11 protein-coding genes, 1 tRNA gene and 1 pseudogene are annotated in these 20253 nt (G+C 72.3%); 4 read left to right on the top strand and 9 right to left on the bottom strand.

Annotated elements, in window-relative coordinates:
• Positions 1-168: 168 nt before the first annotated feature.
• Entirely contained in the window at positions 169-1614 is a 1446-nt protein-coding gene (gene eccB, locus PSQ21_RS32400; protein WP_274034920.1) for a type VII secretion protein EccB, read from the bottom strand.
• Positions 1615-1730: 116 nt separating this feature from the next.
• Positions 1731-3113 (bottom strand): type VII secretion integral membrane protein EccD, encoded by a 1383-nt coding sequence (gene eccD, locus PSQ21_RS32395; protein WP_274034919.1) that lies wholly within the window; start codon positions 3111-3113, stop codon positions 1731-1733.
• 273 nt (positions 3114-3386) lie between these two features.
• Here eccD and eccCa point away from each other — a divergent pair, with 273 nt between their 5' ends.
• Complete coding sequence (gene eccCa / locus PSQ21_RS32390; protein WP_274036048.1) at positions 3387-7310, top strand: type VII secretion protein EccCa; 3924 nt, start codon at positions 3387-3389, stop codon at positions 7308-7310.
• Positions 7311-7394: 84 nt separating this feature from the next.
• Here the strand turns inward: eccCa and PSQ21_RS32385 are convergent, their stop codons facing one another.
• On the bottom strand, positions 7395-8675 hold the full coding sequence (locus PSQ21_RS32385; protein WP_274034917.1) for a S8 family serine peptidase: 1281 nt from the start codon (positions 8673-8675) through the stop codon (positions 7395-7397).
• Positions 8676-8906: 231 nt separating this feature from the next.
• Between PSQ21_RS32385 and PSQ21_RS32380 the strand changes: the two genes are divergently transcribed.
• A complete protein-coding gene (locus PSQ21_RS32380; RefSeq protein WP_274034915.1) occupies positions 8907-12215 on the top strand; it encodes an AAA family ATPase in 3309 nt (1102 codons plus the stop codon).
• A 235-nt stretch (positions 12216-12450) separates the two neighbouring features.
• Here PSQ21_RS32380 and PSQ21_RS32375 read toward each other — a convergent pair.
• Positions 12451-12524, bottom strand: a tRNA-Pro gene (locus PSQ21_RS32375).
• A 49-nt stretch (positions 12525-12573) separates the two neighbouring features.
• Positions 12574-15228: an ATP-binding protein gene (locus tag PSQ21_RS32370; RefSeq protein WP_274034914.1), complete on the bottom strand. Its 2655-nt coding sequence runs from the start codon at positions 15226-15228 to the stop codon at positions 12574-12576.
• Positions 15229-15338: 110 nt separating this feature from the next.
• Here PSQ21_RS32370 and PSQ21_RS32365 point away from each other — a divergent pair, with 110 nt between their 5' ends.
• Together PSQ21_RS32365 and PSQ21_RS32360 are read left to right on the top strand one after the other, a co-directional pair.
• Positions 15339-15818 carry a DUF309 domain-containing protein gene (locus PSQ21_RS32365; protein ID WP_274034912.1) on the top strand — a complete coding sequence of 160 codons (480 nt, stop codon included), beginning with the start codon at positions 15339-15341 and terminating at the stop codon, positions 15816-15818.
• Positions 15819-15929: 111 nt separating this feature from the next.
• Positions 15930-16391, top strand: a complete 462-nt coding sequence (locus tag PSQ21_RS32360; RefSeq protein ID WP_274034911.1) for a hypothetical protein — start codon at positions 15930-15932, stop codon at positions 16389-16391.
• Between the two features lie 18 nt (positions 16392-16409).
• Here the strand turns inward: PSQ21_RS32360 and PSQ21_RS32355 are convergent.
• The 4 genes and pseudogenes from PSQ21_RS32355 to PSQ21_RS32340 all read right to left on the bottom strand — a co-directional run bounded on the left by PSQ21_RS32355 (position 16410) and on the right by PSQ21_RS32340 (position 20248).
• A pseudogene (locus PSQ21_RS32355) lies at positions 16410-17194 on the bottom strand (sulfite exporter TauE/SafE family protein).
• Positions 17195-17301: 107 nt separating this feature from the next.
• A complete protein-coding gene (locus PSQ21_RS32350; protein WP_274034909.1) occupies positions 17302-17934 on the bottom strand; it encodes a LutC/YkgG family protein in 633 nt (210 codons plus the stop codon).
• Positions 17931-19484, bottom strand: a complete 1554-nt coding sequence (locus PSQ21_RS32345) for a lactate utilization protein B (RefSeq protein WP_274034907.1) — start codon at positions 19482-19484, stop codon at positions 17931-17933. Before PSQ21_RS32345 ends, PSQ21_RS32350 begins: the two co-directional genes overlap by 4 nt.
• On the bottom strand, positions 19481-20248 hold the full coding sequence (locus PSQ21_RS32340; RefSeq protein WP_274034905.1) for a (Fe-S)-binding protein: 768 nt from the start codon (positions 20246-20248) through the stop codon (positions 19481-19483). The genes PSQ21_RS32345 and PSQ21_RS32340 overlap by 4 nt, the downstream gene beginning before the upstream one ends.
• Positions 20249-20253: the final 5 nt, after the last annotated feature.

Genomic DNA, 20253 nt, shown 5'->3' with positions numbered 1-20253 from the left:
TGATCAGGTTAATACGCCGCCCGGGGTATTGGCACCTGTGCTCCCCGACAATCTGAGCGTTCCTCTTCGATACGGCCGTGAGCTGCGCGAATGCCGTAGAAGGCCTGTATCCCTCGGCTCGCCCTTCCTCAGAGAAACCTCAATTCTTCTCACCGGCGGGCGAATCGACTATCGGGGCGCCGTGCTCCGCGACGCCTCCACGAGTCCTCGCTCCAACAAGGCCGTTCCGTCGAGCGCGGGTCCGGAGGCGAGCATCCCGAGGACCCCCGAGGGGACGGGCACGGACCGATCCACTCCGTATCCGAGCCGCTGGAGCCCCTTCTCGCCCCCGGGTACCGGGTACTTGGCGCCCGACTCCGTCACCAGGTAGTGCGCCGTGGCCGTCCCCGCGGAGGAGAGCGCCGTGACGAGCGCTCCGCCTCCCGGACGCACCGCGAACAGGTCCGCTGCTCCGGAACCCACCGAGATCCCGGGCTGGTTGGAGACCGGACGGCCGCTCACCGAAGCCGCGCGGGGCAGGACGACCGAGACCGTCGGCCTGCCGTCCGCACTGCCGACGACGGCGCAGACGCCCTCGCCCGCGCCGACGGGGCTGGGCGTGGGCAGACCGGTCGGCACGTTACCTCCGCCGGCCCCGACGAGCCGGGTCGGCTTGGGGTCCTGATGGCGTGCCAGATCGTCCGGACCGATCGTGGGAAGAACCACCGTCTCGCCGTCGTAGGCCGTCCGCTGGGTACGCGGGTCGCCCTTCAACAGCGCCTCCTCCAGTGCGGTGACCTCGGTCAGCCCGCTCTCCGTCAACAGATAGCGGCCGCCGGGACCTTCGAAGAGCTGCCCGATCCGTGTCGGGCGCCCTGCCAGCGTCGGGCCCGCCTTGCCGCGCCGGGCCACCTCCGGCACCGCCAGGTCCGGGCCCGGGGGCAGCGCGTTGAGGAAGGCGTCGGGTACCGGGTACGCCCCGCCCGGGTCGTAACCCAGCGCTTGGAGCGCGTAGTTCGCGGTGCTCAGCCGTAGCCGGGTGCCGTGCCAGAGGAGGTAGGTGTCATCGCCCGGGACGGAACGGACCAGAGTGGCGCGGTCCGAGGCGACGGGCCTGCCCTTGGCGGACTGACCGACGGCCAGGGTGAGCAGGGGGGCCTCGGCGGCGTCGGGCCGGGTGGCGCACACCGACCAGGCCTCGCGACTGAGCAAGTCCGCCCGCGGCAGCGGATCCGGTGCGCCGACGATGCCCACGGTCGCACCGCGCGGCGCGTCCTCGATGGAGGCCGGCTCCACGCTCACGGCCTTCATCCGGTCGCCCGCCAGCAGCCGGGCGGAGGTCTCGTTCAGGACCGGGTGGAGGACTCCGTCGAGGGTGAGGTAGCGGGCGCCCGAACGTTCGTCGATCACCAGCGTTCCGGTGGCCTTCCACGCGTTCGAACCGCCGGGCACCACCAGCCCGTACACCGCGACGACGAGCGCGGCCAGCGCCGCGACCACGAGACCGATGACGAACCCCTTCGTGGTCCGCCGGTGGGCCGACTCGGGGGCGTCCGGGTCGTCCCGGAGCATTCCCAGTGACAGCCGGCTCATGACGAACATGTGCGCGTGGACCTGGTCCCGCCTGGACTGCATTCCTTGCCTTTCCGACCGGGCGTCGGCCCGGCGCGCGAGGGCCCGTGGGTCCGGGGCTCTGCGCCTCGGCCCCCGGGATCTTCCGGCTTTCCGGCAGCGGACGCCGGAGCGTCGGCTCAGCTGTTGAGGCCCCGCAGATACCCGTAGAGACCGGCGACGAGCAGGGCCAGCGGGACGAGGGCGATGGCGAAGAGCAGTTGGAGCAGGTCGACCGCGCGACCCCAGTAGGGCACCAGGCGGCGGCCGGGAAGCGTCCAGCCCGTGATCGCGAGCACCGCGGCGACGGCCAGCAGACCGGCGAGCAGCAGCGGCCGGGAGCCCTCGTCGGTACGCAGGACGAGCTGCACCACCAGGGCCAGGGAACCGTAGGCGGCGGGCAGGACGACGGCGAGGCGCTGCCAGGCGCCGCCGATCCCCCGCGCGTGCGTGAACATCAGCGCGCACAGGACCGCGGCCAGGGTCAGCGGCGCCCAGGACGTCTCGAGCGCCAGGGTTGTGAGGCAGCCCGCGGCGACCAGGCCGGTGGCACCGTAGAGGCCGGTGAGATAGCCGTCGGCAACGGCTCCGCGGGCGGCGATCCGCTCGTCGGGGGTGGGCTCGATGCCCTCCTGGAGCTGCCCCGCGTTGGTGGGCAGCAGCGGCACCTTCAGACCGGACAGACGGAACGCCAGCGACGGCAGGAAGTTCCCCAGCAGGACGATCGCCAGGATCAGCGGCGCGGCGGTGCCGGTCACGGGGACGCCGAAGAGCATGACCGCTCCCGCGACGGCGCCGAGGACGGCGGCCAGGGCGGCGGCCAGGAACAGCGGGGCGCACGCCCCGACAGCGGCCAGCGCGAGCACGGCGGCGCCGGCCGCCGCGGAGCAGCCCGCCAGCAGACGTGCGCCCAGTTCCGCGTCGGACGCGGCGCCTTGGGGCACCAGGGCGCCGGTCAGGGCGAAGAAGGGAATGGCCGCCGCGCCGAGCGCACCGCCCGCGCCGACATCGCCGACCGCCCGGGAGGCGGCCGCCGCACCGGCCAGCAGGAGGACCGCGGTCGCCGCGGCGATGACCGCCCTGAGGCCCGGGGGCCCGGGCAGCAGCAGGAGCAGCAGCCCCGTGGCGAGGGCGCTCAGGGCGAGACCGGTCATGAGGTGGTGCGACCACACGGGCCGCCAGGAGTCGGGGCGTTCCCTCAGCCGGGTGGAGAGTCCGTCCACGAGGTCGTCGTAGTGGATCTCGGGGAGTGCGTCCCCCCGCAGCCGCAGGTGCACCGTCTCGCCGTCGTGCAGGCCGAGGTCGCCGAGGGTGTTCTCGTCGTCGAGGGGTTCCTGGCCCAGCCGTTGCAGGACCCAGCCGCCCGCCTGGGCGCCACGTTCGTAGAGGTCGGCGCCCCCGTGGTCGACGATGGTCGGCATGAGGTCGGCGAGCACGATGTCGGACGGTACGGCGAGTTCCACGGAGCGATCGGGCGTCAGCACCGTGAGGCGGCACAGAGGTGCCGCGGAAATGTCGGTCAAGCGCGTTTCATCGCCTTCCATGACAGTGGTCGACGCGGTCAGATTGATCACATTAACTTGTGCGTGCAGTCTGTACGTTGTGGGGTGCCGCCGGGAACAGCGGCCGCGTCCCGCCCGCTCCGGCCTGCACTCCCGCACCGTCGGCCGTACCCGGAGCGTCTGTTTTCCTGTCACCCGGAAGACGCGTTCCGGCGACCGTCGACACCCCCAGGAAGGCGATTCCCTTTGAGCGTGGTCCTCTTCAAGAGGCCTCCCCGGCGTCTTGGCCCCGAGATGCCCCAAGGCGAACTGAGCCTCCAGGAGCCGCCCACGGTGCCGGAGACGCAGAGCGCGATGGGCAACATGATCACGTACATGCCGATGGCGCTCAGTTCGCTCGGCATGGTGCTCATCTTCCTTCGCCCCGGCAGCGGTGGCGGCCCCATGATGTACGTCGCCATCGGACTCATGGCACTGTCGGCCGTCGGCATGTTGGTGTCGCAGATCGTCCGGGCGTCCGGGGACCGCAAGCGGGCGCTGCTCGGCGAGCGGCGCGACTACATGCGGTACCTGTCGATCAGCCGCAGGCGCGTCCGCAAGGTGATCACCCAGCAGCGGGAGGCGCAGGCGTGGTCCCACCCGGACCCGCTGTCCCTGTGGGGCCTGGTGCCGACGTCCAGGCTCTGGGAGCGTCGAGCGGCGCACGCGGACTTCGCCGAGGTGCGGATCGCGGTGGGCGAACAGCAACTGGCCACGAAACTGACGCCGTTGAGTACCAAGCCGGTCGAGGACCTGGAGCCGCTGTCCGCGCACGCCCTGCGACGCTTCATCAAGGCCTACGGCACGGTGCCCGACCAGCCGGTCGCGGTCTATCTGCGCACCTACGCCCGTGTCCTGCTCCAGGCCGAGGAGGAGGCCGCGCACGGGATGGTCCGGGCCCTGCTGGCCCAGTTGAGCGTGTTCCACGCGCCCCAGGACCTGCGGATCGTGGTGCTGGCGGACCACGACCGCCGGGGCTCCTGGGAGTGGGTGAAGTGGCTGCCCCACGCCCAGCACCCGACGGACGTCGACGGCGGCGGCCCCGTGCGGCTGGTCACCGACTCCGTGATGGGTCTCGAATCCCTGCTCGGCGAGGAGTTGACCGGCCGGCCCGCCTTCGAGGCGGACGCCGCTCCCAGCGCCGAGGAGCCCTACTGCGTCGTGGTGCTGGACAGCGCACGCACCCCCGCCGACTCCCGGCTGGCCACCGACGGCTACCGCAACGTGGTGACCCTGGACGTGGCCGGGTCCCTGCCCTGGCGTCAGTCCCGCCACACACTGCGGCTGCGGATCGGGCGGCAGCGGCTCGAGCTGGTCAGCACCGACCGTTCGGGCAAGGAGACCGTGTCCGCGCTCGGCAGGCCGGACGTGCTGGGCCCCCGGCGGGCCAGGGCGCTGGCCGCGCTGATGTCGCCGTACCGGATGGGCATCACCACGGACAACGGGGAGGCGCTCACCTCTGACGTGCAGCTGACCACTCTGCTCGGTCTCCCCGATCTGCACACCGTCGATCTGGACGCCGTGCGCGAGGACCGCGGCGAACGGGCCAGGCTGCGCGTGCCGCTGGGACTCGCCGGTGACGGCACCCCGGTGGAACTGGACATCAAGGAGGCGGCACAGGGCGGGATGGGCCCGCACGGCGTGCTGATCGGTGCGACGGGCTCCGGCAAGTCGGAACTGCTGCGGACCCTGGTACTGGCCTTGGCGCTCACCCACTCCTCGGAGAAGCTGAACTTCGTCCTGGTCGACTTCAAGGGCGGCGCCACCTTCCTCGGCCTGGACGGCCTGCCCCACACCTCCGCCGTGATCACCAACCTCGCCGACGAGTCCTCCCTGGTCGAGCGCATGCAGGACGCGCTGCACGGCGAACTGATGCGCCGCCAGGAGCTGTTGCGCAGCGCCGGGAACTACACGTCGGCGTACGAGTACGAGGCGGCGCGGGCCGCAGGGGCCGAACTGGAGCCGTTGCCGACGCTCTTCGTCGTGGTCGACGAGTTCAGCGAGCTTCTCTCCGCGCACCGCGACTTCATGGATCTGTTCGTGATGGTGGGCCGGCTGGGCCGCAGCCTGGGCGTGCATCTGCTGCTCGCGTCGCAGCGGCTGGACGAGGGCCGGATGACCCAGTTGGAGTCCCACCTGTCGTACCGGATCGCGCTGCGCACGTTCTCCTCGATGGAGAGCCGCGGCGTCCTGGGCGTACCGGATGCCTATCAGCTGCCCTCGGTGCCCGGCAGCGCCATCCTGAAGAAGGACACCGGGACCCTGGTCCGGTTCAAGGCCGCGTACGTCTCCGGGCCCTACCAGGGTGTCCGCAGGGTCGGACCGTCGGCCGTCGCCGGTCAGGTGGTCGCCTACCGCACGGAGTGGACCGCGCCCCGGCTCCCCGCTCCCGACCCGGACCCCCGGCCGGTGGTGGAGGAGAGCGAGGAGTCCCTGCTCGCGCTGGCCGTCTCCCGGATGCGGGAGGGCGGCAGGCCCGCGCACCGGGTCTGGCTGCCGCCGCTGGACAGCCCGCTGTCCCTGGACGTTCTGCTGATGGGGGTGGAGCCGCACCCCGGGCGGGGGCTCACCAGCGTGGACACCGCTCTGCACGGGAAGCTGACGGTGCCGGTGGGCATCATCGACCGCCCCTTCGACCAGAGTCGCGAGCCCCTGGTGGCCGAGCTGTCGGGCGCGGGCGGGCACATCGGTATCGCGGGTGGCCCGCAGAGCGGCAAGTCCACACTCGTACGCGACCTGATCATGTCACTCGCCCTGACGCACACCCCGCGCGAAGTCCAGTTCTACTGCCTGGACTTCGGCGGTGGCTCGCTCGGTTCGCTCCTCGACCTGCCCCATGTGGGCGGGGTGACGGGGCGGCTGGACCCGGAGCGGGTCCAGCGCACACTGGCCGAGATGCACGGGCTGGTGGCCCGGCGCGAGCGGCAGTTCTCCGAGCTGGGCATCGACTCCATGGCGACTCTGCGTGCCCGCCGGGCCGCCGGCGAGATGCCCGATGAGCCGTATGGCGACGTGTTCCTCGTCGTCGACGGCTGGGGCACGGTCCGCCAGGACTTCATGGACATCATGGACACCTTCACCGCGCTGGCGGCGCGGGGCCTCAACTACGGGGTGCACCTCGTCGTCGCGTCGGGGCGCTGGTCGGAGATTCCCACCGCGCTGCGGGACCAGCTCGGCACCCGCTTCGAACTGCGGCTCGGCGACAGCATGGACTCCATGATCAATATGCGGGCCGCCGCGACCGTCCCCCGATCGCCCGGCCGCGGCATGACCGATTCCCAGCACCACTTCCTCACCGCTCTGCCCCGGCTGGACGGCGGCGACAGCGCCTCGGACCTCGGGGCGGGCGTCGCCGACGCGGTGGCCCGTGTGGCCGAGCACTGGCAGGGTCGGCCCGCGCCCGCGGTCCGCACGCTGCCCACGATCCTGGAACCCTCCGAGCTGCCCGCCGCCGAGGTCGACACGGACGGCGATCTGCGCCTGCCGCTGGGCCTGGAGGCCAATCAGCTCGGCGTCATGTGGCACGACTTCGCCCAGAGCGCGCACCTGGTGGTGGTGGGCGACGCGGAGACCGGCAAGACCAACCTGCTGCGCTCGGTCTGCCAGGCGCTCACCGAGCGCTACACCCCCGACCAGGCCCGGGTGATGCTGGTCGACTACCGGCGTGGGCTGCTGAAGAGCGTCCCCGAGTCGCACCGGCTGGGCTACGCCGTCTCCGTCGACGTGCTCAAGCAGGCGGTGGACGGCGTCGCACGGGCCATGAAGGAGCGCCTGCCCGGCGCGGACGTCTCGCCCGAACAGCTGAAGCGGCGGGACTGGTGGAACGGTCCGCAGGTGTTCCTGGTCGTGGACGACTACGACATGGTGTCCGGCGGCAACATGAGCAACCACTTCGGGCCGCTGCTCGACTACCTCGCCCAGGGCGCGGAGCTCGGGCTGCACCTGATCGTCGCACGGAGCGCCAACGGCGCGTCGCGGGCGATGAACGACCCGCTGCTGCGCCGTCTGCTGGAGGTGAACACGCCCGCGGCGCTGCTTTCCTGCCCGCCGTCGGAGGGCTATCTGTTCAACGACACCAAGCCGAGGCAACTGCCGCCGGGACGGGCTCAGTTGATCACACGCAGGGGTGTGGTTCAGGTGCAGACCCCGCTGCTGCCGGAGACCGAGGGCTCCCGGTAGGCCCGCGCGCCCCGGCCGGGAGAGCGGTCCGGGCAGGCGCCCCCGCTCGCCCTGCCCTTCGTCGAAAACTGCGAGGCCGGGGAGTCAGTCCGCTTCGGTGACGGGCTCCGCCGCCCGGCCCGGCCGCCATCCCCTGCGAACCCCTCGGGGAAGGACGAACCCCAGGAAGGCGACGAGCAGCGCCACCCCGGCCGCCACGCCCGCCACGGCCAGCGCGCGGTTTCGCGCCTCCGGCGGGTCGAGCGGCGGTACAGCCGGCGCCGGTGCGTCCTCCCCCGCCACGGGGGCGGCCGTGTGCTCTTCGGGAAGTACGGCGGACAGCGCCCGCACGGGGTCCACGATTCCCGGCCCAAGACCCAGGCCCGGCGTGTCACCGGGGGCTCCGTAGGCCGTGGAGCGCAGCCTGTGCGCCACCTGATCGGCGGTCAGCCGGGGATGGTACGAGAGGACCAGCGCGGCCGTACCGGCGACGAAGGCGCCGGCCACCGCGTCGCCGTGGCCGGTGAACTGACCGCGACCGCCGGGCCCCGGGCCGGTCACCGAGACGCCGGGGGCGTTCAGTTCGGGCTCCGTCCGCCGCCCTTTCTCCGGGCCGGGCGTCTCGGGCTCGCCGCCCGGCCCCACCGAGGCGACGGCGAGCACCCCGGGCAGCGCGGCCGGGTAGGCGGGGCCGTTCACCGCCTGCGACGCCGTGCCGCTCTCCCACTGCCGTGCGGAGGCGGGCGCCACCACCAGGGCCCCGGCCTTCCGCGCGGCCCGGACCGCCTCCTTCAACTCCTTCGGCGCGGACGGGACGCTGAGTGCCACGTGGACGATCCGCGCGCCGGAGCCGGTCGCCGCCCTGATCCCCTCGGCCAGCTCCCCGGGTGTCGTCGCGCCGGTCCGGTCGGTGGCCCGCACCGCGAACACCTCGGCCTCCGGGGCGACCCCGGCCGCCTTGACACCCGGCTGCTGACGGCCCGCCACAATGCCCGCGAGGAAGGTGCCGTATCCGACGCAGTCGTCCCGTACGGTGCCGCCCGCCACCACGTCCGGGCCGCCGGTGACCGCGCCGTCGAGCGCGGGTACCCGCTCCAGGTCGGCTCCCGTACCGACGACGGCGACCTTCACCCCCGCGCCCCGGCTCAGTTCCCAGGCCCTTTCGATCCCCAGGAAGCTCTGCGCCCAAGGGAGTTGGGCCGACTTTTTGGTGGAGGCCTTCGTGCAGGGCCGCCCGTCGGCGACGGTGGCGGGCATGCCCGGCAGTGAGGGACTGTCCGCGCCCTCCGCCGCCCCGGCCGGAGTCGCGGTGCCGGGTATCAGGAGAAGGGCGGCCAGTGCGGCCGGTCCGAGTGCGTGGAACACCGGGGGCCTCGAAGATCGCATACGCCGATGGTAGCGACGCCCGCTCCGCCACCGGGATCCACCCCGGTACGCGCCGAGGCCGCCTGAATCCGCCCCGGTACGCGCCGCGGAGCGATGGGCGCGCGGCCGGTGAGCGGCGATCACCATGGCGGGCGACCTGCGGCAACAGGCATGATGGGCCCAGCAGTTTCCCGCGCCCCACATGCCGCCTGCGCCCCGTAACCCGGCGCGGGGGTCCGGAAGGTCAGATACGTGTCACGTCAGATACTCACCGTCGCCGCCGACGGGACGGGCGAGCACCGCACCGTCGGGGAGGCCGTCGCACGGGCCCGTGCCGGAGCGGTCGTCAGGATCGGCCCGGGGCGGTACGAGGAGTGCCTGACGATCTCGGCGGCGATCACCCTGACCTCCGCCGAGGGCGAGGGCACGGTGGAGCTGGCGCCCCGGCGCGGAACGGCGCTGACACTCACCGGGGACGCGGTGATGGTCAGGGACCTCGTCCTGCGAGGACACGACGACGAACTGCCGGTGGTCGACGCGCCGCGCGGGCAGCTCGCGATGGACCGGTGCGACATCCGCGGCTCGGCCTGGTCGGCGTTGTTCGCACGGGACGGCGGATCGCTGGCGCTGCGCCAGTGCCGCATCAGCAACCCGGGGGGCGCGGGTGTGGTGTCCACCTCCGAGGCCGAGAGCTTCCTGGAGGACTGCGTCGTCGAACACCTCGGGACCTCCGCCGTGGTGGCCGGTGAGCGGGGACGGATCACCGCGCGTTCCAGCCGGCTCAGGGACGCCAAGGGCAACGGCGTCCTCGCCAACGGACAGGCGCATGTCCTTCTGGAGGAGTGCGCGATATCGGCGACCGGTAAGCCCGGGGTCGCCGTGGAGGAGGAGAGTGCGGTGCGGATGGTGCGCGGCAGCGTCCGCAAGGCCGCCGTCGGCGTGTTCGTGAGCAGTGACGGGCCGGTGGTCCTGGAGGACGTCTCGGTCAGCGATGTCAGCGGCCACGGTTTCGTGCTGGGCGGGGGCAGTTCACCGCATCTGACCCGCTGCTCAGCCGAACGGACGCGCGGGCACAGCCTGTTGGTGACCGAACGCAGCCGCGGCACGTTCGAGGCGTGTGTGTTCGCCACCGCCGAGGAACCCGCCGTACGGGTCACCGCCTTCTCCTCGCCGGTGCTGACGGGCACCCTCGTCCACGACGCGAAGGGCATCGGGGTGCTGCTCGACGAGGACTCGGCCGCCGAGTTCGACCGCCTCGAGGTGCGGGACAGCGGCGCGTCCGGTGTGGTGATCCGCGGCGGCGCCAATCCGCTGCTGGTGCGGGCCACCGTCACCGGGTCCGGCACCCATGGCGTGGAGGTCGTGAAGGACGGCAGGGGGCGGCTGGAGGAAGGCGTCGTCGAGCGGTCGGGCGGCTCGGCGGTGCACGTCTCGGGCCACGGCAACCTCTACGTCGGCAAGGGCGCGCTGCGTACGTCCGGCAAGGCCGGTGTCCACATCGGCGCACTGGGCGTGCTCACGCTCCGCGACACCCGGATCGAGGACTCGGGCGGCGCGGGCGTCCATGTCGCGCCCGAGGGCGAACTGTCGGCCGTACGTGCCGTGGTGACGGGATCGGGCGAGTGCGGCGTGCTCGTGTCCGCGGGAGCGCGGGCCTCCCTCGGCACCTGCGAGGCGACCGGTTCCGGCGCCGACGGCGTACGGGTGGAGGGCACCGACGCGGTGTCCCTGACCAGTTGCACCGTGCGCGGCAACCGGGGCAGCGGGGTGCGCCAGACGGTGCCCGGCGACCGGCTCACCGTGGAGGGACTGGCCAGCACGGAGAACGGCGCCCCGGATTCCTGGGGCACCACACAGGACGCGGAGGCAGCGGGCGACGGGCGGCTCCCCGGCGGTGCCGCCCCGGTCGCGGCCCCCTCCGGGCAGGGCACGGGCCCGGTGGCCGAACTGGAGTCGCTGATCGGCCTCGACGAGGTCAAGCAGCAGGTACTGACCTTGATCAACCTCAACCGGATGGCGCAGCGAAGGGCGAGCATCGGCATGCCCGCACCGCCGATGAGTCGCCACCTCGTCTTCGCGGGCCCGCCCGGCACCGGCAAGACCACGGTGGCCAGGCTGTACGGGTCCATCCTGGCCTCGCTCGGTGTGCTGCGCTCCGGGCATCTGGTGGAGGTGTCGCGGGCGGACCTGGTGGCGCAGATCATCGGTGGGACGGCCATCAAGACCACCGAGACGTTCACCAAGGCGCTCGGCGGGGTGCTGTTCGTCGACGAGGCGTACACCCTGCTCTCCGACGGCGGCAGCGGGGCCGACTTCGGGCGCGAGGCGATCGACACCCTGGTGAAGCTGATGGAGGACCACCGGGAGGACGTGGTGGTGGTGGCGGCCGGCTATCCGAAGGAGATGACGGATTTCCTGGCCTCCAACCCTGGTCTCGCCTCGCGCTTCACGCGCAGCGTCGAGTTCTCCGACTACACCTCCGGCGAGCTGGTCACCATCGTGGAACGGATGTGCACCAGCCACAGGTACGAGCTGGATCCCGCGGCCCGTACGGCTCTGTTCACCCGTTTCGAGCGGATACCCCGCGACGCCGGCTTCGGCAACGGCCGCACCGCCCGCAAGGTCTTCGAGGAGATGGTGGACCGCCAGGCGACCCGCCTCGCCACCCTGCCGGAGGCCGGTGAGCGGGAACTGGCCCTGCTGACCGCGATGGACGTGGGCGACGTGGCGGCCGACTCGCCGGAGAACGCGCGGGAGGAGGGGCCGCTGGCGCGGTTGGACGCCCTGGTGGGTCTCTCGGCCGTCAAGCGTGAGGTCGGCGACCTGGTCAACCTGCTCGGCTCCGCACGGCGCAGGAAGGAGGCCGGTCTGCCGGCGCCCAGGATCAGCAACCATCTGGTCTTCGCGGGCCCGCCCGGCACCGGCAAGACCACGGTGGCGCGGCTGTACGGCGAGCTGCTGGCGTCCTTGGGCGTCCTGCCGCGCGGCCAGCTCGTCGAGGTCTCCCGGGCGGACCTGGTGGGCCGCTACGTCGGTCACACGGCACAGCTGACCCGGGAGGTCTTCGAGAGGGCCCTGGGCGGAGTCCTGTTCATCGACGAGGCGTACACACTGACGCCGCACTCGGGTCCCGGTTCCTCGGACTTCGGGCAGGAGGCGGTGGAGACGCTGCTGAAGCTGATGGAGGACCACCGCGACGAGCTGGTGGTGATCACAGCGGGGTACACCGCGGAGATGAACCGGTTCCTCGGCTCGAATCCCGGCCTCGCCTCCCGCTTCCCACGGCGTATCGAGTTCCCCGACTACTCGTCGGACGAGCTGGTCACGATCGTCCGCCTGCACGCCGCCGAGAACGGTTACGAGTGCGCACCCGGCACGGCCCTCGCCCTGCGGGACCACTTCGACGGCATCCCCAGGGGGACGGCCTTCGGTAACGCGCGGCTGGCACGGCAGACGCTGGAGCAGATGATGACCCGGCAGGCCGGCCGGCTGAGCACCGTCGCGACGCCGAGCAGGGACGATCTGCGGCTGCTGCTCCCCGAGGACCTCTCCGCACGATGACGGAGCCGCTGCCGCTCGCGTCGCGGCCCGGTTGAAGGGCAGGGGCGAAGGGGGGCTACGGTCCCCCGCTGTCCCGCGCGACGCCGCACGCTGGGAGGACGTGCTCACCGGGCTCGGCCACGAGCATCCACACTGACATGACGCTGGACCCCGGAGAACCCCGACCGGTCCCCAAAATGATCAGGGCCGGTTTCGGATTGCTCCGAAACCGGCCCTGATCTACGACTGTCTCCAGTCGGGACGACAGGATTTGAACCTGCGACCCCTTGACCCCCAGTCAAGTGCGCTACCAAGCTGCGCCACGTCCCGCCGCGTTCTCCCCGGTTGCCCCGGGTGACCGCGCAGGACAAACATTACCTCACTCCGAGGACCGTATCGACGCGCGTGCCCGTTGGGCGCGAGCGGCCAGTCCCTCGGCGCCGCAGGCCATCGCCTGCTTCTGGGCCCGGGCGAGCTCCCGGTGGGAACCGATCGCGATGCCGTAGTCGACTCGGGCGAGTGCGTGCTCGTAGGCGGAGGAGGACTTCTCCAGGTGCCCCACCGCCTCGGCGAGCAGCTGCGCGGCCCGCTCCGGGGGCGCGAAGAGGGCGACGCAGCGAAGCGCCTCGCCCATGGCGGTGGGCGTGCCGAACCTTTCGGCGTGCACCCGGTTCCGGGCGGCGAGGTGGGCCGCGCGGGCCGGGTCGTCCTCGGCCAGGGCCCGTGCCAGATCGCCGGCCCAGGGAGCCCAGATGCCGTTGAACCGTTCGCGCGACTCCAGAGCGGCGCCCGCCGCTTCGAGCTCGGCGATCGCTTCCTCCTTACGGCCCTCCGCCAGCAGCAGGCGGCCCCGCATGCACGGTCCGTCGGGCAGCACCATGGCGCTGGGGTAGGGCGGGCCGAAGTGGTAGCGGTCGGCGATGCGGCGGGCCTCCTCCGTGCGTCCGCGGGCCAGCAGGGTGTCGATGAGCAGGCAGGCCGCGTCCCAGTGCACAGGGAGCCCGGAACCGACGCGGTCGGCGAGGCGGAGCCCTTCGCGCAGGAAGCCCTCGGCCTCGGCGAGGCGCCCGCGACGGCGGTGGACCATGCCGAGCAGGGTGTGGGCGAACGCCAGGTGGGCCCCGCTCCAGCCGGAGATCTCGAAGGCCCGGACGGCTTCGCCGAAGAGGCTCTCGGCGCGGTCCAGCTGGTCGACGAAGGTGTAGGTGATGCCGACCATGGTGGGGAGTTCGAAGCCCCATTCGGAGTCGGTCCAGCCGAGGCCCCGGGCGGGGCTGCCGTCGATCAGGGCGCGTTCGCACAGGTCCACGATGAGCTGGGCGTTCTCACCGCGCACCATGGCGTCGAAGGCCCGCAGGGTGAGCAGCGCCCGCTCCGCGTTGTCGCGGCCCTTGAGGTGGTCGGCGTTGCGGGTGAGCCGCCGGGAGCGGGCCGGTCCGTCGTCCTCGGTGGCCTGCATGCCCTCCCACATGAAGTGCGCGGCCTGCAGGCGCATCAGCCCGGGGCCGGGTGCGGTGCGCGCGGCTTCGGCGGCCAGCGAGAGCGCCGCGTCCTTGAGCTGGTTGTTGTGGGCGAGCGCGGCCGCGAGCCGGAAGGTGGCGTCGACCCGCAGGCCGTCGTCGAGGCCCGGCATGTCCAGGGCGGCGCGCAGGTGCTGGACCGTGGTGGGCGGGGAGCTCAGCAGCGTCGCGCAGCCCAGCTCGTACAGCAGGACGGCCCGGTCCTTGGGGCGCGGCGGCTCCTCCAGCGCCCGCTCCAGGCAGCGCCGGGCCGCTTCGGGCGCACCGACGGCGAGGTGCTGGCCGGCGGCTTCCCGCAGTTGCGCGACCAGTTCCTGGTCGTCGTCCGGGTGGACTTCCAGCAGGTGCCGGGAGGCCGCGGCGGCACCGAGGCCGGCCCGGGTGATCGCCCAGGCGGCGCGTCCGTGCATGGCGGTGCGGGTGGCCGGCGGGATCGAGCGGTAGACCGCTGTCGCGATCAGCGGGTGGACGAACTCCAGCGGGTCGAAGCCGCTGACGATACGGGCGTCGCGCAGCCGGGCCGTGCAGTCGGCGGCCTCCGCCGAGCTCATTCCGGCGAGCGTGGCGGCCAGTTCCTGCGAGATGTCGGTGCCGAGCACCGCGGCGGCCCAGGCGAACCGGTTGGCGTTCGTGCCGAGCCGCTCCAGCCGGGCGACGAGGCCGCTGCCCCTGGCGGACGCGCCGAGCTCGCGCAGTTCGCCCGCGGATTCCTCCACCGGCGGCAGTTCACGGTCCTGGACCTTGGCGACCAGCTCGACCGCCTCGTACGGATTGCCTCCGGTGACGGCCCACACCTCGCGGCAGAACGGGTCGTCGGCGTGATCGCCGAGGCCCGCGCGGACCAGTACGGCGGTGGCGTCCGGGGTCAGGGCCCGCAGGGCGACCCGGACCACCGTGCCCTGGCTGCCGAGGCCGCGCTCGGCCTCGCGGTCGGCGATGTAGTTGGCGTCGCGCTCGGCCAGCTCCTGCGGGCGGTGGGCCTGCACCACCAGGACCGGCAGTTCACCGAGCCGAGCGGTGAACGAGGCCAGCCAGGCGAGGGATTCGCCGTCCGCCCAGTGCGCGTCGTCCACCATCAGCAGTAACGGCCGGTGGCTGAGCCGGGACGCGAGTCGGCCGACGACGTAGTCCAAGCCGTCGCGCACACCCTGCGGGTCGGGCTGCAGGCCGCTCGGCTCGGCGAGACCCAGGGCAGGGGCGGTCGTCTCGTACCAGTCGCCGAACAGGGCGCGGGTCTCGTCGGGCGGGAACTGGTCGAGTGCGGGCTGCAGCAGCTGCCGTACGACGTGGAACGGTACGGAGGTGACGGTCTCACCTCCCCGGGCGGACCAGACGGTGCAACGGTCGGCGGCCATCCCCCGGATCTCCGCGAGCAGTGCGGTCTTGCCGATCCCCGCCTCTCCGCTGAATACCAGGAGTCCGCCGACGGCCTGCGCACCGCACAGGGCGTCCACCGCCTCCGCGGCGGCGGCGAGTTCCGGTTCACGCTCGTACAACGGTTGGGACGGCTTCATGCCCACCCTTCCCACAGAGGCAGTCTTCTCGACTGTCGAGCCTAGTCGTGCGCGGGTGCTCGTCGACAGGGTTCGCATGATTCTCCGCAGGTGCGGGGCACAATCGAGTGGTGAACGAGACGCGCAGAGACCGTGATGCCGAGGGCCGGGCGCGCAACGCGCGCCCCCGTGACGGGCTGGGACGCCCCCTGCCGTACGGGACACCCGGCGTCGAACGACAGCCGGAGGGGGTCGTCCGCACACCTGCGGAGACGCTCGGGGAGGCGCAGCGACTCCTGGACGCGGGAATGCCGTTCCACGCGCACGAGGTCTTCGAGGACGCCTGGAAGTCGGGTCCGGAGGACGAACGGGAGCTCTGGCGGGGGCTGGCCCAGCTCGCGGTGGGGCTGACCCATTCCGCGCGGGGCAACGCCGCGGGCGGGGCGCGGCTGCTGCGCCGGGGCGCGGGGGCGCTCGCCCCGTTCGCCGGGTCCGGGCCGCACGGGATCGCCGTCGCCGGGCTGTCCGACTGGGCGCGGGAGTTGGCGGGCCGGGTGGAGTCGGGCCCGACGGTCGACGCGGCGGCCGAGTCGCCCCGCCTGCGGAGGTAGCCCGAGGGCGGGGCCAGGGGCAGAGCCACGCGTGTGGCCCGGAGCGGAGCCGGGAGCGGAAGACCCGGGTCCGCGGACCCCGGGTCCCTACAACTACTACGATCCGGCTCCATGAGCACTTCTGACCAGGACCAGCACCAGGACCAGCGCGAGGACAGGCTGAACGACGAACAGCCCGACCAGGACAAGGACCAGGACCGGGACAGCTCCCCGATAGCCGACGCGCCTGGCCGGACGGAAGCGGCGACGGCGACGGACGGAGTCGATGTTCCCGGCGGTGAGGACCGTGGGGATGAACAGGACGGCCGGGACGGGATGAGACTCACCCCGCGCCAGGCCCGGCGGCTGCGGATCATGCTCTCCTCGGTGGGCATGGCGGCGATGGCCCTCGTGCTCGGGCTGCGCATCGCGAGCCGCTCGTCGGTCCTCGTCGTCGGCGTCTACGGGCTGGCGCTCATCCTGTGCGGCGTGGTGATCGAGCTGAGCAGGAACGGCCGTACCCGGCTGGCCAGCTGGCTGCTGGGGGTGGGGCTGCTGGCCGCCGTGGGAGCGGACTGGCTGCTGCTTCCCTGATGCGGTGTCCCGGCGGCCTCAGATCAGCAGCAGTTGGAGTCCGCCGATCACCGTCGCACCGATGACGATCCGGTCGAAGACCTTCTGGTTGATCCGGTCGACGCATGCCCGGCCGAGGTAGGCACCGGGCAGGACGAACAACAGCAGACAGGCGTCGAGCAGCAGGGAGCGGGCGTCGATCAGGCCGAGACCTACGCTGAACGGCACCTTGGACACGTTCAGGATCAGGAAGAACCAGGCCGAGGTGCCGAGGAAGCCGAGCTTGCGGAAGCCGGCCGAGAGCAGATAGAGCGACATCACCGGTCCGCCAGCGTTGGCGACCATCGTGGTGAAGCCGCCGAGAACCCCGTAACCGCGCGCCGCGGCCCGACCGGTGCCGGTAGCGGCCTCACCTGCTTCCCCGGCTCCGCTGTCCGCCCCCGCGCCCGCCTCGGGCCCGGTCTCCTTGTCCGCGGTCCGGCGGCGCCACAGGGTGACGCCCGTCATGAACAGCTGGAGGTGCGCACCGCCGCGTCGTCGGCCCACAGCAGGAACAGGGTGCCCGCGACGACGCCCACCGCGACGGCGGGGAACAGCCGGAGCAGCGTGGGCCAGTGGGCGTGGCGGCGGTAGACGCGTACGGCGAGAAGATCGCCGACGATGAGGATCGGGAGTAGCACTCCGGTCGATTCGCGGGCCGGGAGCACAGCGGCGAAGATCGCGAGGCTGATGGTATTGGCACCACTGACAGCTGTCTTGGAGAAGCCGACGAGAGTGGATGCCGCCGCGAGCGCGGCCAGTTGCCAGAGGCTGATGGTGTCCATGTCGGGAAAGATGGTAAGCGCACCGGTTTTCCGGCCAACGGATCGAGGCGGCGGTGCGGCGGTGGCGGCGACGGTGAATCACTGGCCGTCGGTAACACGCACCAGGGCTACGCGTCCGTACGGATCACCACCACCAGTGTCCGGGGGCCGTGCACGCCCTCCACCCGCTCCAGCTCGATGTCGGACGTGGCGGACGGGCCGCTGATCAGCGTCGTCGGCCGTTCGGGCACCAGGCGCGCGACCGCCTCGGGCACGCCCGCCTCGACGGTGGAGAGGTCCACCACGCAGAGGTGCAGATCAGGGACGAGGGACAGTGCCCGCCGTCCCTGGCCGGGCGAACCGTCCAGGAAGATCGTGCCGGTCTCGGCGCAGCCGGCTGCCGACGCCGTCACCACCGCGTCCAGGGTGTCGAGTCGTGAGGGCGGGACATCGGCTTCGTCCTGCCGCACCTCTCCGTCGTACCGGGCGAGCCAGCGGGCGTCCAGCCCGGGCGGGGCGCCGATGCGGCGTACGCCGTGCTCCCGCAGGATGTCGCCGATGACCTCGGGGGTGCGGCCGACCGTACAGGGGTGCACCCGCGCCTTGTAGTCGAGGAGCCTGTCGGTGAACAGGGCGAGGCGTTCGTCGTCGGGCAGGGCGCGCCCGGTGCGGTAGTCGCGCGGGACGACGACGGCGGGTGTCGGGGCCAGCGCGAGGGCGTCGCGGATCCGGCCCAGCACGGTGTCACGGGCACTGGTCATGTGGCGTCCTCCTCGTCGTGCTCGCCGCCGGGGGCCGCGGTGTCGTGTTCGGCGGCCGCGGCCCGCAGGGCGGCCGCGCCCTCGTCGGAGGCGAACCAGGAGCGGAACGTCTGCCGGGGCGGAGCCGCGGTGTCACGGCTGTCGCTCCAGCCGCGGAGCGGTGGCGGCAGCCGTGAGATCCTCCCGTCGCGCCCCGCGATGACGCGGCCGAGCCCGGACGCCTTCTGCGCGGCGGTGTACAGGGCCGGGTGGCGCATCACGGCGGCCGCCGCCCTCATCGCCAGCTTCTCCGGTGAGACGCCCACCTGTTCGGTGTGCTGGTGTCGCAACTCCACCAGCAGCGACGGAATATCGATCTTCACGGGGCAGGCGTCGAAGCAGGCCCCGCAGAGGCTGGAGGCGTACGGCAGGGAACTGTTCGGGTCGTCCTTCGTCGCGTGCATTCCGGCCAGTTGCGGAGTGAGGACGGCGCCGATGGGCCCGGGGTAGGTCGATCCGTAGGCGTGGCCGCCGGTCCGCTCGTACACCGGGCAGACGTTGAGGCAGGCGGAGCAGCGGATGCAGTTGAGGGCCGCGCGTCCGACGGCGTCGGCGAGGGCGGCGGTGCGGCCGTTGTCGAGGAGGACCAGGTGGAAGTCGCGCGGGCCGTCGCCGGGCGTCACCCCGGTCCACAGCGAGGTGTAGGGGTTCATCCGCTCCCCGGTCGAGGAGCGGGGCAGGAGCTGGAGGAAGACCTCCAGATCCTGGTAGCGCGGAATCACCTTCTCGATGCCCATCACGGTGATGAGCGTCTCGGGCAGGGTCAGGCACATGCGTCCGTTGCCCTCGGACTCGACGACGGCGAGCGTGCCGGTCTCGGCGACGCCGAAGTTGGCGCCGGAGACGGCGACCTTCGTCGTCAGGAACTTCTCGCGGAGGTAGCGGCGTGCGGCGGCGGCGAGGTGGGCGGGGACGTTGTCCAGGTCAGGGTCGACGCCGGGGATCCGGTCGAGGAAGATCTGCCGGATCTCGTCCCGGTTGCGGTGGATCGCGGGCACCAGGATGTGTGAGGGCTTGTCGTGGGCGAGTTGCACGATGAGTTCGGCGAGGTCGGTCTCGTGCGGGGTGATACCGACGGACTCCAGGTGCTCGTTGAGTCCGGTCTCCTGGGTGGCCATCGACTTGACCTTGATCACCTCGTCGCTGCCCGCGGCCTTCACGAGCCGGGCGACGATCTCGTTGGCCTCGGTGGCGTCGCGCGCCCAGTGCACGGTGCCGCCGCGCTCGGTGACCTGGCGCTCCAGCTGTTCGAGCAGTTCGGGCAGCCGGTTCAAGGCGTCGGTCTTGATAGCGGAACCCGCGTCCCGCAGGGCCTCCCAGTCGGGCAGTTCGCCGGTGACGTTCAGCCGTTTGGCGCGGATGGTGCCGGTGGCCCGGCCGAGGTTACGGCGGAGCTGTTCGTTGCCCAGTTCGTCGTGGGCGGCGTGAGGGAAGGCCTGGTCGCCACGGAGGTTGCCGGTGCCGTAGGGGGAGCGGGGCGGCGGGGCGGGCATGCCGAGGAACGTGCTCATACGGAGGCCTCCGTCAGGACGTCGGGCGCGGTGCGGGTCGCGGCGAGGATCCGGGCGAGGTGCAGGACGCGGGTCCCGGACCGGATCCGGGAGAGGCCGCCGCCGATGTGCATCAGGCAGGAGGAGTCCCCGGCGGTGCACACCTGTGCCCCCGTGGCCGCGATGCTCGCCGTCTTGTCGTGGAGCACCGCGGTGGACGTCTCGGCGTTCTTGAGCGCGAACGTGCCGCCGAATCCGCAGCAGGAGTCGGCCCCCGGCAGCTCGACGAGATCGATCTCCTCGACCGCGCGCAGGAGCCGGAGGGGTTTGTCACCGACCCGGAGCATCCGCAGCGAGTGGCAGGTGGGGTGGTACGTCACCCGGTGCGGGAAGTACGCGCCGACCCGGGTGACGCCGAGGACGTCCACGAGGAGTTCGGAGAGCTCGTACGTCTTCGCGGCGACGGCGTCCACTCCGGCGCGGAGCGCGGCGTCCCCGTAGCGGTCGGCGACGATCCGGTGCTGATGCCGTACGGAACCGGCGCACGAGCCCGACGGCATCACGACCGCCTCGATCGAGGCGTCGCCGAACCCGTCCGCGAAGTTGCGTACCAGGGGCACGGGTTCGCGCTGGTAGCCGGTGTTGATGTGCATCTGTCCGCAACAGGTCTGGCCCGGCGGGAACACCACGTCGTGGCCGAGGCGCGTGAGCAGGATCGCGGTGGCCTTCACCGCGTCGGGGAAGAGCGTGTCTCCCAGGCAGGTGGCGAAGAGTCCGATGCGCATGGAGC

The organism is Streptomyces sp. MMBL 11-1 (assembly GCF_028622875.1).
In the GTDB taxonomy this organism is placed as follows: domain Bacteria; phylum Actinomycetota; class Actinomycetes; order Streptomycetales; family Streptomycetaceae; genus Streptomyces.
This window is presented reverse-complemented; position numbering and strand designations above follow the sequence as displayed.

Bases quoted from the DNA above. Each gene is read 5' to 3' on its own strand.
- eccB (WP_274034920.1), bottom strand. From the start codon at position 1,614: ATGCAGTCCAGGCGGGACCAGGTCCACGCGCACATGTTCGTCATGAGC.
- eccCa (WP_274036048.1), top strand. From the start codon at position 3,387: ATGCCCCAAGGCGAACTGAGCCTCCAGGAGCCGCCCACGGTGCCGGAG.
- PSQ21_RS32385 (WP_274034917.1), bottom strand. From the start codon at position 8,675: ATGCGATCTTCGAGGCCCCCGGTGTTCCACGCACTCGGACCGGCCGCA.
- PSQ21_RS32370 (WP_274034914.1), bottom strand. From the start codon at position 15,228: ATGAAGCCGTCCCAACCGTTGTACGAGCGTGAACCGGAACTCGCCGCC.
- PSQ21_RS32360 (WP_274034911.1), top strand. From the start codon at position 15,930: ATGAGCACTTCTGACCAGGACCAGCACCAGGACCAGCGCGAGGACAGG.
- PSQ21_RS32350 (WP_274034909.1), bottom strand. From the start codon at position 17,934: ATGACCAGTGCCCGTGACACCGTGCTGGGCCGGATCCGCGACGCCCTC.
- PSQ21_RS32345 (WP_274034907.1), bottom strand. From the start codon at position 19,484: ATGAGCACGTTCCTCGGCATGCCCGCCCCGCCGCCCCGCTCCCCCTAC.
- PSQ21_RS32340 (WP_274034905.1), bottom strand. From the start codon at position 20,248: ATGCGCATCGGACTCTTCGCCACCTGCCTGGGAGACACGCTCTTCCCC.